Below are 14,334 nucleotides of genomic sequence, written 5' to 3' on the forward strand. Positions count from 1 at the left end.
GGCGGTTTTACTATATAAATATTGTTATAACTAATTCAGAAAAGTTTATATAAAATTATTATAGTATAAACTTTGAGAACATACAGGGGTGATCCCTATGAAAAAAGTGCATCTTGGTATGCTTCTCCTATTGTTGCTTTTTGTTAGCATTGGAAGTGGATGCATTGGAGGACAACAAACTGTTACCGTTACACAGACTCAAACCCAAGTACAAACTCAGACACAGACAAAAACAGAGACAAAAATACAAGAAAAGATTTTTATTAGATTCGCTGGTTGGAGCGCTGGAGAAACGGAAATGAAAAATTACGAGAAGATAATAAGCGAGTTTGAGGAGAAGTATCCCAATATTAAAGTTAAATATGAAGTAATACCCCAGATGTTCCATGAGAACATTCTTGCATCCTTTGGTGCTGGAGTTGCTCCTGATGTATTCTATGTAGACAGTTCTTGGGCACCAATATTTATTGAAAAAGGAGCATTACATCCAATATCTGAATTTGCAAGCAAAGACTTCATAAACCAGTTTTATCCATTCCTCCTCAAGCCCTTCGAAAAAAATGGTAAGTTATATGGACTACCAAAAGATTGGAGCATGTTAGCATTATTCTACAATAAGAAACTTTTTGAAAAAGCAGGACTTACAAAGCCTCCAGAAACTTGGGATGAATTGCTTGAATATGCAAAGATCATTACTGAAAAGACAGGGGTACCTGGACTAGCAATATACCTTGGAGGATTTAATAGGTATGTTCCGGTAGCCGTTAGCAACGGTGCGCCTAGACCTTGGTTTGAAAAACCCGAAGATGCATCATGGTTTGATAACCCAATAGTCAAAGAGACTTTAAAGTGGTACATTGACCTCTATAGAATTGGTCATGTACAGATGGTAAAAGAAGGAAAGAAACCATATGTTGTACAACCAAGTGACGTCGGGGCCGGATGGCTAGGAGATGCATTTGGTCAGCAAAAAGTAGCTATGGTAATAAGCGGAAATTGGATGATTCCATTCTTAGCTGACCAGTTCCCCAACTTTAAATACGGTGAAGACTGGGACATAGCACCACTTCCAGCCGGTAAAGCAGGAAGAGTCACCATGGCTTATACAGTGATCTTGGGTATAAACTCAAAGAGTAAGCACGTAAAGGAAGCTTGGGAATTTGTAAAATTCGTTGTTGGACCTGAAGGACAGAAAGAACTTGTAGTTAAGGCAGGTCATACTCTTCCAAGTATAAATGGATTTGAAAATGACCCAGATCTATGGCCACAACACAAGAAGACACTCTCATTTATTCCGATGTACAATGACTTGATAGTATTCCTATGGGGTTCGAAGTCTGGAATTTTAGAGAATAAGTTTAGTGACGCCATGGCATCGGCAATGAGAGGAGAGATTACTGTAGATGAAGCCATTGAAATAATGAAACAAGTCGTGAAGGAGGAACTTGGGGGATGATCTATGCATTTTTCTTTTTCCTCAATTTATGAGAAAACTAAGACAAAAGAACTGATAGCAGGATTGGCACTCGTTTCTGTAGCTGTTTTATTGAATATGGTTTTTGGATATTTTGCAATGGCATTTGCATTTTACCTAAGCTTCTTTAAGTGGGATTATATAGGAAGCATGAAATTCGTTGGCCTAAGTAATTATAAAATAGTCTTTGAGGACATAATAAGAGGAATTCATGGTGCTCCATACTTGCTATCTCCATTCTATACAGGTCTTAAAAACATCCTGATTTATACGGCAATTGTGGTTCCCATACAGACATTTCTAGCTATAGTACTGGCCGCATTTGCAAACCAAAAGATAAAAGGACAACAATTCTTTAAAGTCTCATATTTTCTTCCCGCAACAACATCCTCCGTTATTGTAGCCCTTATATTTGTCTGGTTGTTCATGAGGAATGGTTTTATTAATTATATCCTAACTCATCTCATTCCTGGATTTCAGCCTATAGATTGGTTAAATAATAGGAATTACCTACTTTTAGCAATAGCCATGGTTGCAATATGGGGGACTAGTGGACATTTCATGGTTTCATTCCTGGCTGCAATGCAAGCAATACCAAAAGAAATTTATGAAGCTGCAATGCTTGATGGCGCTGGGCCAATTAAGAGGTTCTTTTACATTACGATCCCAATGCTAAAACCAATGATAACATATGTTGTTGTAATGGGGCTTATAGGAGCTCTCCAAATGTTTGATTTAGCATGGGTTATGGCAGGAGCAAACGGTGGGCCAGGAGGAGCAGGATACACAGTAGCCCTGGACATATACAATGAAGCTTTTACAAGAATCAGACCAGGAGTTGCAGCAGCAAAGAGTTGGGTTCTTTTTGCTATAATCTTCACAACAACTTATATTTTCCAGAGAAAGTATGGGAGGGCCGTTAGATGAATATAAAGAAGATATCTTGGTTGACTATAACCTATTTAGTCTTAGTGGCATTTGCATTAGTGTACTTAATGCCCTTCATAAGATCATTGGTAGCTTCGTTTATGACATGGGAGCAAGCTTCCAAGTACCCTCCAGAATGGATTCCAAACCCCTTTACCTTAGATAATTACAGAAAGCTCTTCAGATTGGAGCTTTTCCCTAGGTGGATATTAAACACCTCTCTATATGCAGGAATTATAGTGACTGGAAATGTAATTTTTTCGAGTATGGCTGGATACGCATTTGCAAGACTGAGATTTCCTGGAAGAGATGCTTTGTTTTCAGCGCTTCTCTCCCTATTAATGATTCCTATGTTTGTAACACTTGTTCCAAATTATATCATCATTTACAAGCTTGGACTGATAGACAACATCCTCGGACTTTCATTACTTGGTCTTACTAATGTTTCAAGCATATTCCTAATGAGGCAGTATTTCCTCTCGATCTCCAATGAAATATTTGAGGCAGCTAGGCTAGATGGGTGTGGGCCAATAAAGTCATTTTTCTACATAGCTCTCCCACTAGCTAAGCCAGCTCTAGGAGCAATAGCTGTCTACCAATTCTTGGGTTCTTGGAACGCATTCATAGGCCCATTGATATTCTTAAGAAGTCCTGAAAACTTCACTTTGCCAGTCGGATTAACTTTTGCATTCCATAGATCAATGTGGACTGAGTATACTCCTATAATCGCTGGATCACTCGTTGCTTCTGCCCCAACAATAATCCTGTTTATCGTCCTTAACAAGTATTTAATTAGAGGAATCGTAGTTACGGGAGGGAAGGGATAATGGCTAGAGTTCTTCTAAGGAATGTTACAAAAGTTTTTGGAAAAGTAGTTGCGGTTGATAATTTAACCTTAGAAGTTAAAGATGGCGAGTTCATGGTTCTTTTAGGGCCTTCAGGATGCGGTAAATCTACTACACTCAGAATGATAGCAGGGTTAGAAACTCCAAGCAAAGGAGAGATATGGATAGGCGATACGCTTGTTAATGACATAGACCCAACAAAAAGGAATGTTGCTATGGTTTTTCAATCTTATGCATTATATCCCCATATGACGGTTTTTGGGAATATAGAGTTTCCTCTGAAGATGATGAGAGTACCAAAATCTGAGAGGAAAAGAAAAGTAATAGAAATTGCAAAATTCTTGGGAATAGATGATCTACTTAATAGGAAACCCCACCAACTGAGTGGAGGTCAGCAACAGAGAGTTGCCCTCGCTAGAGCTCTCGTTAGAGAGCCTGAAGTTTTCTTACTAGATGAGCCACTTAGTAACCTTGATGCAAAAATACGAACCCAGATGAGATTTGAGCTAAAGAAATTACTAAGTCACGAACTTGGAATAACAACAATATATGTCACCCACGACCAAGTTGAAGCAATGACAATGGCCGACAGGATAGCTGTAATGAATAAAGGCAGACTTCAACAAGTTGGAACTCCAGAAGAGATATTCTATAAACCAAAGAATACTTTCGTAGCAACATTTGTTGGAAGCCCTCAGATGAACATTATTAAGGGGGAAGTTATAAGCAAAAATAATAAAAAGTTCTTTGTAACTTCCTTCTTTGAGATTCCTGTCCCGGAAGATACACCAGAGGGAGAGATACTAATAGGATTTAGGCCTCAGCATGTTATAGTATCAACAGCTCCCATGAAAGGATTCATTGAAGGAAAAATAATTGGAATAGAGAAGCTAGGAGTTGAGAATTACGTTCATGTAGACTATGGAGAATTTGAGATAATAATAAAAGCCCCTGAAAACATAGCCATAAAAGAAAGGATCTACTGGAAGCCAGAAAGTGGGAAAATGTACTTTTTTAATCCCAAGACAAAAACAGCAATTTATTAGAGCCATTTTCCCTAAACTCCCTTAATTTATCGTTATTTTCGACGAAACATATTTAACATCCTTGTCACATAAATTACATATTGGTGAGGTAAAATGAAGTGGGCATTAGTGGTAATCCTCTCATTAGTATTTGTCGGTATGTTCTTAGGGGGGATGTTCAGCATAACCCAAAATCTTACCAATAAGGCTAGCGAGGTCACTAAAATAAGCGAGAGAGTTAACAAAATACAACTTAATATCTCACAGCAAAACTATACCATGCAGGAGAATGGAGGCTTGAACCTCACCAGAGGGGTATACAACGTTACTGCAATAGACGAGGATCTAAAGAAGAAGCTTCTAGATCCAACCCAATGGTACGTCACTAACACTAGTTTAAGTTATGAATATGCGCAAAAGATATACAACGAAACTCTTAAGATCGTAGAGAACTCTACAAAGCAATCGGAATCAATAATAGAAAGGTTCCTTGGAATATTTAGAGGAAACGAATCAAGGGAAATTAAAAACACACTTGATAAGTTAATAGAAAGAGTGGAGAACGTGACAAAGATGCTTAAGAGATAAAGTTTGAAGAAGGGACTTTTAGCTTACCTTCCTCCCATAGAGCGAGTAGAATATTAACTATTCTCTCGCCTGCCTTTCCATCGCCAAATGGATTTCTTGCTGAAGCCATTTTTTGATAGAACTTCTCATCTTCAAGCAACTTTCTAACGTACATTAGAGCTAACTCCTTTTCAACCCCGACCAATATATTCCCTCCGGCTTTCACTGTTTCCGGCCTTTCTGTATTATACCTAAGGGTTAAGCATGGTACCCCAAGGATTATTGCCTCTTCCTGTATCCCCCCAGAATCAGTCATTATTACCTTAGCATTCTTTTCTAACTTTAAAAAGTCAAGGTATCCTAAGGGTTTTGTCAATATTATATGCTCAGCTTTCTCAAGTTTTTCCCATAGTCCAAACTCCTTCAACTTTTTTTCGGCCCTTGGATGAACGGGATACACTGTAGTCAACGGAAGAGATAATAATATGTCAACTAATTTTGTGAGTCTGTCTCTGTTATCGACATTTTCCTTTCGGTGGGCTGTAACTAATATATATTCCTTTGGAGATAAGTCTAACTCCGACAAAATCTTGCTTTTCTTCTCAGCTATTTCAGAATTTTGAAGCACCGCATCAACGATCGTATTCCCGACGACATATACATGTCTTCTTATACCTTCCCGCTCTAAGTTTTCTTTAGCCTCAAGGGTAGGCGCAAAAAGAACCTCACTGGCATGGTCAGCTAGTATCCTGTTTATCTCCTCAGGCATTGTTCTATCGTGGCTCCTCAACCCCGCTTCTACATGAGCTACGGGAATTAATAACTTAACACTCGCCAACGCCCCCGCAAGCACGGTATTTGTGTCTCCCTGAACTATGCTAACGTCAGGTCTCTCATTAATGAGGACTTTCTCTATTTTTATCATGGCGAATCCCGTCTGTTCAGCCTGAGTGCCAGATCCAACCTCCAAGTGATAGTCTATTTCTGGGAGTTCCAATTCCTCTAAGAATATCTGGCTCATCTCGTAATCATAATGCTGACCAGTATGGATTAGCATAGGCTGAATTCCCTTATTTAAAAAAGCTCTTATCACTGGAGAAAGCTTGATTATCTCAGGCCGAGTCCCAAATATTATCGCTGGCCTCAAACGTCACCCCTCCCTATTCCTTTAAACAAAAATCCCCTTGGAGGCCGGTCTATGATACCCCTCCCGTCAATCAAGACTTTAGTTCTCATTAGTTTTCCTATCTTGTCCCAATCAAGCTCCTTAAATTCCCTATGATCCGTTGCTATTATTATCGCGTCAGACCCCATTATGGCATCTTCCAAGTTATCATGAGTCCCTGGAACATAGGGATCATAAGTTCTAACCTCTAGCACTTTTCCTCCTAGAAGCTCCTTCAGTTTTAAAGCCGGGGAGTTTCTAGTATCGTCTGTGTCTCCCTTATAGGCCAATCCAAGGATAGTAACAATTGAGGTTGCCGGATCGATGTTTAATTGTTCAAAAGCTTCAAATAACAATGCCAACGCTATTTTGGGCATTCCTTCATTTATCCTTCTAGCAAGCCTTATTAAACCAAAGTCTCTTTCTGCATTTGATAATAATAAATATGGATCCTTGGGTAAACAGTGACCTCCAACTCCAATCCCGGGAATATGGATGTTAACCCTTGGGTGTGTATTCGCTAATCTTATTGCCTCAAAGACATTAACTCCATATTGTTGAGCCAAGTATGCAAATTCATTAGCTAGGGCTATATTAACGTCCCTAAATGTATTTTCCATAAGCTTGACCATTTCAGCGGTAGTTGCATCTGTTATGTGAATTTCTCCTTTAACGAACGATCTGTATAGCCTCTCAGCTAAGATTGCACTCTTGGAACTGACTCCTCCAATTATCCTTGAGTTATATACCAGCTCTCGGAATATTCTCCCAGGCATTACGCGTTCTGGAGCATGGGCAACATAAAAGTCAATCCCCTCCCTCATTCCAGTCAAAGTCTCAAGTAACCTTGCCATCTTGACTGTTGTTCCTGGGGGCACTGTGCTCTCAATGACCACTAGGGCCCCTCTATCCATAACTTCGGCTATTGTCCTAATTGCATTCTCCACGTAACTTAGATCCGGCTTGTCTCCCACTAAAGGCGTCTGAACACAAACTATAAATGCATCCATCCCCCTCAAATCTTCTGGCCTAGTGGTTGCATGAAATCTTTCCTCTGCCATAACAGCTTTGAGCCTTTCGTTAATTTCTGGCTCTATTATGTGAGCATTTCCAGAGTTTATCTTTCTCACAACATCTTCTCTTATTTCAAGTCCCACAACTTGGTGACCAGATGAAGCAAACATGATTGCCGTGGGTAGACCTATATAGCCAAGGCCTATAACTCCAATTCTCATTACCCCCTCACCACCCTCTGGGATATCTAAGGAAGGAATTTAAGGGTTCCTAACTGTAGATTCTTTTGGAATAAAACATTCACGGAAACAGGCTGATATTAAAATCAGGGGAAATAGAGCAACAATTACCCTAAACTAATTATTATGTCAAGATTTAACGCTTAAGAAATCGTGAGAAAGGTTTACAAATCATCAAAGAAAGCTATCTTCGAAAAACCCTTATAACGAGCATTGTAGGGATTTAGAATAGGTGCCAAATGTATGAAGGTGTGGATAGACATAACAAATTCACCTCATGCTCACTTCTTCAAAGGGGTGATTAAGGAACTTGAAGCGAGGGGATTTGAAATCTTAGTAACTACGCGTGAATTCGATGGATTAACAAGTGTCCTTGATATGTTGGGGATAGATTACATTTCCGTGGGAAAGCACGGAGGAGCAACATTAGAGGGAAAGCTACTGGCAAGTACGGAGAGGGTGTACAAGCTCTCCAAGCTCATTATAGAAGAGAAACCTGACATCGCATTATATAAAAATAATCCAGAAGCTCCCAGGATAGCTTTTGGATTAAAAATACCCTCCATAGGGTTTGTAGACAATGAAACTGCCACACCCCAGAATAAGCTAATGTTTCCTTTTACTACCAGGTTGATATATCCAAGCGTGATAGATGTTTATGAACTATTGAAATGCGGAGCAAACCCAAATTCCCTTAGAGGCATCGAAGGAATAGCTGAAATAGCTAATGTCTATGGGTTTACGCCAAATAAGAGTGTCCTGAAAGAATTAGGGCTTAAAGAGTACTCATATATAGTTATGCGGCCAGAGCCAATAAAGGCTAACTACTTTAACGGAGATAAAGAGAGGAGCATACTTGAAGATATAATACCTCTGCTCCCCGACATGCCTATAGTCTTATTCCCCAGAACTGAAGAGCAGAAGAAGGTATTTGAAAGATTCGAGAATGTAATAATACCCGAAAATGTTGTTGACACGCTAACCCTCCTGTTCTATGCAAAATTAATGATTGGGGCCGGCGGAACTATGAATAGGGAGGCTCTCGCCTTAGGAACCCCAGCAATCTCAACATATCCAGGGAGATTACTAGCAGTTACTAAGTGGTTAATAGAACTCGGAGTTAAATTCCATTCTACAAATCCAGTAGAGGTAGCAACGAAGGCTTGGGAAATTATACGGAAGAATAACATATACAGGAAGCACATCAGAATGATCATGAGCTCAATGGAAAACCCAGTTGATGTTATAGTTGAAGAAGTAGAAAGGCTATCCTATTCCAGCAATCTTAGGGGTTATGAAGGCCTCTACAAGCGCAGCTACGAAGAGAAGGAGTATAGCCACGAACAAAAGCTTTAACATCTCCTTAAATCCTCTCTTAAATCTCTCAGAGAAATCACCTTCTCCAAGAACTAATTCTGCAAACCAATTCATTCCCCCGACACCCGCAATTACTAAGGCAGGAACTTCAAGAATCCCGTGAGGAACTATTGCCAATATGACTTTCCTTAATGGTTCTCCCATACTTGAGACATGGTACCCAACTATCCCCACAACAGCACCATTAAAGAGTAAGATAAGTGGGGGGAGTATTCCAAAAACAAGGCCACCAAAGGCCATTATTATGGCAACCCTTGTATTATTCAAGAAGATTAAGAGAAACAAACTGAATCCACTAGGAAGTCTTCCCTCCCCAAAGACTTCCCTAAGAAATTTAAAAAGATACTCAGCTGCGGAAGGGTTCATTTTCGCTATGATAACACCTACGAATACTCCTAAAAAGAAAGTGCCTAACAAGAATGTAAAGAACTTTAATTTCCTTCCCATTTACATTCCTCCAAAGCTTTTCTAAGGGCTATTTTAAAGTCTTCAACGTTTAGATAAGGCATCTCAACATCGTGTCTTACTGAAAAGAAATCTTCTATTGTGGCCTCAAGACTCTCAAGCCTTTTTCCTACTAAATGTTTTTCAAGTTCTTCAATGATGTCCTCCGGATATATAAAGAAATCTCCACTTATTACAATGTTTTTAACTATTCCATGCTCTTCTTCAATTTCCATCCTTATTAATCCCTTCTTAGCCTTGTGCTCGCCAACCAACTTCATGAATTCCCCCGAGATAACATCCCCCCATACTCTCAAAAGCCTTTTGTCACCCATAGTTTTTCTTCTAACAAGCAGATGTATCCATGTATACAAATATTACAGTGAAGAACAAAAAGTTAAGGAACGACTTTTAAATACATGAAATTAAGGTAAAGTGAGGGATATCCATGGCGAAGTATAAAGACCTAGAGATCAAGGTAGTTGGGAAGGCCCTTTCTCCCACAAAGACATCCATAAAGGCAGGAGATTACGAAATAATCATGGATAAGCTAGGTGGAGAAGCACCATCTCCAATAGAATACGTTCTCGCAGCGTTAGTTGGTTGCATAAATATAGTGGGGCACATGGTAGCAAAGGATATGGGTTTTGAAATCAAGAACCTTGAAATTGAAGTTACCGGAATATTTAACCCAGCAAAATTCATGGGACAAGATGAGGGCAGGGCAGGGTTCAAGACAGTTAAGGCAGTGGTTAGAGTAGATGCTGATGTTGATGAGGAAACTCTAAGGGAGTGGCTCAAGAGAGTAGAAGAGAGATGTCCAGTTAGTGATAACCTTGCAAACCCAACTCCCACTGAACTAATTCTTGAAAAGGTCTAAGGTTTTATACCTCTTCTCCCTTTTATTTTTGGGGAACGAATATGAGGTACCTCGAGTTAGCCCAACTCTATCAGAAGTTAGAGAAAACCACAATGAAGCTAATAAAGACCAGACTTGTTGCAGATTTTCTTAAAAAAGTTCCAGACGATCACCTTGAATTTATTCCATACCTAATCCTTGGAGATGTCTTTCCAGAGTGGGACGAGAGGGAGCTTGGTGTTGGTGAGAAGCTACTCATAAAGGCCGTCGCCATGGCAACGGGCATTGATGCTAAGGAGATAGAGAACTCTGTGAAAGATACCGGTGACCTAGGAGAAAGCATAGCACTTGCCGTGAAGAAGAGAAAGCAGAGAAGCTTCTTCTCCCAGCCACTAACGATCAAGAGAGTATATCAAACCCTAGTTAAAGTTGCAGAAACAATGGGAGAAGGAAGTCAAGAAAAGAAGATGAAGTACTTGGCAAACCTCTTCATGGATGCCGAACCAATTGAAGCAAAGTACATAGCGAGAACAGTCCTGGGAACCATGAGAACGGGAGTTGCTGAAGGTCTACTAAGGGATGCTATAGCATTGGCATTCCACGTTAAGGTAGAGCTCGTTGAGAGGGCGTACATGCTGACAAGTGATTTTGGATTCGTAGCTAAGGTTGCAAAGTTAGAGGGTAACGAAGGATTAGCAAAGGTTACGATACAGATAGGAAAGCCAATAAAGCCAATGCTTGCTCAGCAGGCAGCCAACATAAAGGAAGCCCTCCTCGAGATGGGTGGGGAGGCCGAGTTCGAGATAAAATATGACGGAGCTAGGGTGCAGGTGCACAAAGACGGAGACAGGATAATAGTGTACTCAAGAAGACTAGAGAACGTCACGAGGGCAATTCCAGAGATAGTCGAGGCCATAAAGGAGGCAGTAAAGCCAGAAAAAGCCATCGTTGAAGGAGAACTTGTGGCGATAGGGGAGAACGAAAGACCATTACCTTTCCAGTATGTTCTAAGGAGGTTTAGGAGGAAGCATAACATAGAGGAGATGATGAAGAAGATACCACTCGAGCTAAACCTCTTCGACGTTCTCTACGTTGATGGCGTCAGCATGATAGACACCAAGTTCATAGACAGGAGGAAGAAGCTTGAAGAGATAGTAGAGCCTAACGGAAAGATAAAGATCGCTGAAAACCTAATAACGAAGAATGCTGAAGAGGCAGAGGCATTCTACAAGAGGGCCCTCGAGATGGGGCACGAGGGATTGATGGCAAAAAGGTTAGATGCAGTGTACGAACCAGGTAACAGGGGCAAGAAGTGGCTCAAGATAAAGCCAACGATGGAAGATCTTGATCTTGTTATAATTGGAGCGGAGTGGGGAGAGGGAAGGAGAGCACACTTACTTGGATCGTTCATCCTGGGAGCGTACGATCCAGAAACTGGGGAGTTCCTCGAGGTCGGAAAGGTTGGGAGTGGATTTACAGATGAAGATCTTGTGGAGTTTACAAAGATGTTGAAGCCCCTAATAATCAAGGAGGAAGGAAAGAGGGTGTGGGTAGAGCCAAAGATAGTCATTGAAGTTACGTACCAAGAGATACAGAAGAGCCCCAAGTACAGAAGCGGATTCGCCTTAAGGTTCCCCAGGTACGTTGCACTGAGAGATGATAAGGGACCGGAAGATGCAGATACGATAGAGAGAATAGCCCAGTTGTACGAGCTACAAGAAAGGATGAAAGGAAAAATTTAAGGCATGACAACGGTGCCCAAGGCGTTTCCAATTATCGCCTCACTCAACCTATCTTTTATTAACCCATTAACGAACCACACTTCCCCGGTGTACTTAGTAAGTTCCCTAGCAACCTCGAGCTTTTTCCTTATTCCTCCCGTAACGTCGATTCCAGCTGAACCACAGACTTCAAGGTTCTTTAGTTCTTCAGCCCTTATTTCCCTTAAAAGCTGCCCTCCAGGATACCTATCATAGATACCGTCAACATCCATCAAGAATATCACCTTTTCGGGCTTGAACTCCTCTGCTAGGTAAAGAATTATCTCGTCCCCAGAAACTATCTCTATACCTTTCTTTACGTCGAAGGAGACATCTCCAAACAGGAGGGGGATGAACTCTCCCTTAATTGCTTCCTTAACTACTTCGAGGGATCCTCTAACTATCCTACCGTTTTCAGTTATGAATATGGAAGAGCTTGAGATGGGAAAAGCTGGAAGGTGGTTTTCGAGAAAGCACTTGGCAACCCTTGAGGTCAAGTCAAGCATGGCTAGATGAGTAACTACGAAGCCGTGCCTACTCGAGTAATCCCTCAGCCCCTCCCTAATCCCAAACTTTTGAGCTAGAGGATGGCCGAAGCTACCACCACCGTGAACCACTATAAACTTCTCCTCAGGGAAGAACCTCGAGAGCTCGTACGCTATCCTCCTCACGACTTCTGCCCTAAAGTGGAACTTCCTCGTCTTATCACTTAGAACACTACCACCAATCTTTACAATCATCATTTTATGACCTCCTCTATCCTCAATCCTTCCCTGCTGATCTCTGTTATCATCGGGGTTCCTCCTGCTATCGTGATTGCAGTTGCAACTTCTCGTTGCTTTCCTGGGGCCAGAGCGTACATACATCCCCCTCCTCCCGCCCCGGTTATCTTGGCACCAAGCGCCCCAGCGGTTCTTGCTGCATAAACGAGCTCACTGAGCTTTTTAGTTGAAACTCCCAAGGCATCCAGAAGGCCGTGATTTATGTTCATTAGTTCCCCAAGCTTAGCGAACTTCTCCTCCTCATCGAGTTCCGATATTATTATATCCCTCGCTTTCTCCACTAGCTTTCCCATCGCGTTAAGTATTGGAACTATTAACTCAGGCATACTCTCGTATCTTCTCCTCACCATTGCCACTAACTCCTTGGTTGAGCCACTTGAGCCTGTGTATCCAACGACTATTGGTAGCTCCATGAAAGGAAGATGCTTAAAATTGCCCTTTTCGTAATACAAGAAACCGCCCATGGCGGAAACCGTTGGGTCAATGCCGCTCGAAGCCCCCTGAACTAAGAGCTCAACTTTGTGGCCTAACCTGGCCACTTCTTCCCGCGTGAGTTCCAAACCTAAAAGCTTTGAAACTGCACCAATAGTTGCCACGGCAACGGCCGCTGAAGAGCCTAAACCGGCACCAACGGGAATTTGGGAGGTTATCGAAACATTAATCCCCTTCCTAACTCCAGCTTCCTCCATGGCCAATTCTATCGCCTGCCTCACATAGCTGAGGACTTCGGCGGCTTTACCGTAATCGCTCTCGAAGTATATCTCGTTCTCCGAGAAAGAGACAGTAAGCCCAGGGACCTTAATGTCATGGGCCTCTATCCTTATTCTATCATCCCTCCTCAGCTCGGCCTCAACGTACGTCCTTAAATTTATAGCTGCGGCTATCGCGGGCTTCCCGTAGACGACACTGTGCTCGCCAAACAAGATTATTTTAGCGGGAGCCGAGACCAGAACCCTCAACTCCCTTACCTCCTCATAACTATGCTAGCGTAGCCAACTATTGCATCTGTGCTCCTGCTAACTTCAAAGCTAGTGGTATAGTGGAGTAGCTCAGCCTCAACTGCATCCATCAGCTTTGAGTACACTATTCCAACCCCAACTCCCCCAGGGCCGCACATGGTGTGATTCATGGCCCTAATCTCCTCGAACATCCCCTTAACGTCAAAGTCGAGGATTCTCCTTATGACTCTCATGTCCCATTCTTTGACCATGTTTGGTAGCTCTTCGGCCCTCCCAGTGAAGGGAACGTAGCCGTAGAAGTAGCCGTAGTGCATGAAGTCTGTGGAGGCTATTACAATAACATCCCTTCCTAAGGACTGAGATGCTTCATAAACGGCCTTACCTAGGGTTTCCGCAATATCCTCATCCTGAATTCCCAAAGTTATGGGGACTATAGTGAAATCCTTCCCAGCCAAATCCGCAAGGTACTGGATGAAGGGTAGCTGAACTTCAATCGAATGCTCATAGCGGTGGGCCAGATCATCAAGATCCGCAATGTTTGAGAGTTCAACGATGGCCTTTGCCATCTCATCGTCCACCTTAACCCTCCCTAGGGGGGTCTCCCACTCTCCTTCAGGGTAAACTGCTATCGGAGAGCCCATACCCGTATGGTTCGGCCCCAGGATTACGAAAGTCTCCGGAAGGCCATCCTCATATATGGCCTTGTACGTTCTCGAAGCAGTATAGCCTGAAAAAACATAGCCAGCGTGAGGGACAACCCCTGCGGTGATCCTTCTCTTGCTTCCCTCCTCGCCGAGATCGCTGAAGAACCTCTCAAGCATCTCTGTTAACTCGTCACCTGTAGGGTAAAATTGGCCGGCTACAGCTGGATACCTTATCATCCTCACCACCAGAAAA

The 14,334-nt window shown here is 42.0% G+C and carries 15 protein-coding genes; 8 read left to right on the forward strand and 7 right to left on the reverse strand.

Features of this window, described 5'->3' with window-relative positions; genetic code table 11:
- Window positions 1-97 precede the first annotated feature (97 nt).
- The 5 genes from P8X24_RS01500 (at window position 98) to P8X24_RS01520 (ending at window position 4,859) form a co-directional block, all read left to right on the forward strand.
- Window positions 98-1,456 (forward strand): ABC transporter substrate-binding protein, encoded by a 1,359-nt coding sequence (locus tag P8X24_RS01500; protein ID WP_372913752.1) that lies wholly within the window; start codon window positions 98-100, stop codon window positions 1,454-1,456.
- Between the two features lie 3 nt (window positions 1,457-1,459).
- The gene (locus P8X24_RS01505) at window positions 1,460-2,401 is read left to right on the forward strand and encodes a carbohydrate ABC transporter permease (RefSeq protein ID WP_372823163.1); all 942 of its coding nucleotides are present in this window, start codon (window positions 1,460-1,462) and stop codon (window positions 2,399-2,401) included.
- Entirely contained in the window at window positions 2,398-3,228 is an 831-nt protein-coding gene (locus P8X24_RS01510) for a carbohydrate ABC transporter permease (RefSeq protein ID WP_372913753.1), read from the forward strand. Before P8X24_RS01505 ends, P8X24_RS01510 begins: the two co-directional genes overlap by 4 nt.
- A complete protein-coding gene (locus tag P8X24_RS01515) occupies window positions 3,228-4,292 on the forward strand; it encodes an ABC transporter ATP-binding protein (RefSeq protein WP_372913754.1) in 1,065 nt (354 codons plus the stop codon). The genes P8X24_RS01510 and P8X24_RS01515 overlap by 1 nt, the downstream gene beginning before the upstream one ends.
- Window positions 4,293-4,385: 93 nt before the next feature.
- Complete coding sequence (locus P8X24_RS01520; RefSeq protein WP_372913755.1) at window positions 4,386-4,859, forward strand: hypothetical protein; 474 nt, start codon at window positions 4,386-4,388, stop codon at window positions 4,857-4,859.
- On the opposite strand, the gene wecB is transcribed toward P8X24_RS01520, so the two are convergent.
- The gene (gene wecB / locus P8X24_RS01525) at window positions 4,849-5,985 is read right to left on the reverse strand and encodes a non-hydrolyzing UDP-N-acetylglucosamine 2-epimerase (protein ID WP_372913756.1); all 1,137 of its coding nucleotides are present in this window, start codon (window positions 5,983-5,985) and stop codon (window positions 4,849-4,851) included. The genes P8X24_RS01520 and wecB overlap by 11 nt on opposite strands.
- Window positions 5,982-7,238 carry a UDP-N-acetyl-D-mannosamine dehydrogenase gene (locus tag P8X24_RS01530; protein WP_372913757.1) on the reverse strand — a complete coding sequence of 419 codons (1,257 nt, stop codon included), beginning with the start codon at window positions 7,236-7,238 and terminating at the stop codon, window positions 5,982-5,984. Before P8X24_RS01530 ends, wecB begins: the two co-directional genes overlap by 4 nt.
- A 261-nt stretch (window positions 7,239-7,499) precedes the next feature.
- On the opposite strand from P8X24_RS01530, the gene P8X24_RS01535 reads away from it, so the two are divergent.
- Window positions 7,500-8,612, forward strand: a complete 1,113-nt coding sequence (locus P8X24_RS01535; RefSeq protein WP_372913758.1) for a DUF354 domain-containing protein — start codon at window positions 7,500-7,502, stop codon at window positions 8,610-8,612.
- Here the strand turns inward: P8X24_RS01535 and P8X24_RS01540 are convergent.
- Both P8X24_RS01540 and P8X24_RS01545 read right to left on the reverse strand, forming a co-directional pair.
- Window positions 8,523-9,080 carry a stage II sporulation protein M gene (locus P8X24_RS01540; RefSeq protein WP_372913759.1) on the reverse strand — a complete coding sequence of 186 codons (558 nt, stop codon included), beginning with the start codon at window positions 9,078-9,080 and terminating at the stop codon, window positions 8,523-8,525. The two genes, P8X24_RS01535 and P8X24_RS01540, sit on opposite strands and share 90 nt — an antisense overlap.
- On the reverse strand, window positions 9,065-9,358 hold the full coding sequence (locus P8X24_RS01545; protein WP_372913760.1) for a lipoate protein ligase C-terminal domain-containing protein: 294 nt from the start codon (window positions 9,356-9,358) through the stop codon (window positions 9,065-9,067). Before P8X24_RS01545 ends, P8X24_RS01540 begins: the two co-directional genes overlap by 16 nt.
- A 167-nt stretch (window positions 9,359-9,525) precedes the next feature.
- On the opposite strand from P8X24_RS01545, the gene P8X24_RS01550 reads away from it, so the two are divergent.
- Both P8X24_RS01550 and P8X24_RS01555 read left to right on the forward strand, forming a co-directional pair.
- Window positions 9,526-9,957 (forward strand): OsmC family protein, encoded by a 432-nt coding sequence (locus P8X24_RS01550; RefSeq protein WP_372913761.1) that lies wholly within the window; start codon window positions 9,526-9,528, stop codon window positions 9,955-9,957.
- A 41-nt stretch (window positions 9,958-9,998) separates the two neighbouring features.
- Entirely contained in the window at window positions 9,999-11,678 is a 1,680-nt protein-coding gene (locus P8X24_RS01555) for an ATP-dependent DNA ligase (protein WP_372913762.1), read from the forward strand.
- Here P8X24_RS01555 and P8X24_RS01560 read toward each other — a convergent pair.
- The 3 genes from P8X24_RS01560 to P8X24_RS01570 are packed head-to-tail and all read right to left on the reverse strand — an operon-like array spanning window position 11,675 to window position 14,318.
- Window positions 11,675-12,439 carry an isopentenyl phosphate kinase gene (locus P8X24_RS01560; RefSeq protein WP_372913763.1) on the reverse strand — a complete coding sequence of 255 codons (765 nt, stop codon included), beginning with the start codon at window positions 12,437-12,439 and terminating at the stop codon, window positions 11,675-11,677. The two genes, P8X24_RS01555 and P8X24_RS01560, sit on opposite strands and share 4 nt — an antisense overlap.
- Window positions 12,436-13,437: a mevalonate kinase gene (locus P8X24_RS01565; RefSeq protein WP_372913764.1), complete on the reverse strand. Its 1,002-nt coding sequence runs from the start codon at window positions 13,435-13,437 to the stop codon at window positions 12,436-12,438. Before P8X24_RS01565 ends, P8X24_RS01560 begins: the two co-directional genes overlap by 4 nt.
- Window positions 13,438-13,442: 5 nt before the next feature.
- Window positions 13,443-14,318: an MEMO1 family protein gene (locus P8X24_RS01570; protein WP_372914170.1), complete on the reverse strand. Its 876-nt coding sequence runs from the start codon at window positions 14,316-14,318 to the stop codon at window positions 13,443-13,445.
- Between the last annotated feature and the right edge of the window lie 16 nt (window positions 14,319-14,334).

The organism is Pyrococcus kukulkanii, from assembly GCF_041647995.1.
In the GTDB taxonomy this organism is placed as follows: domain Archaea; phylum Methanobacteriota_B; class Thermococci; order Thermococcales; family Thermococcaceae; genus Pyrococcus.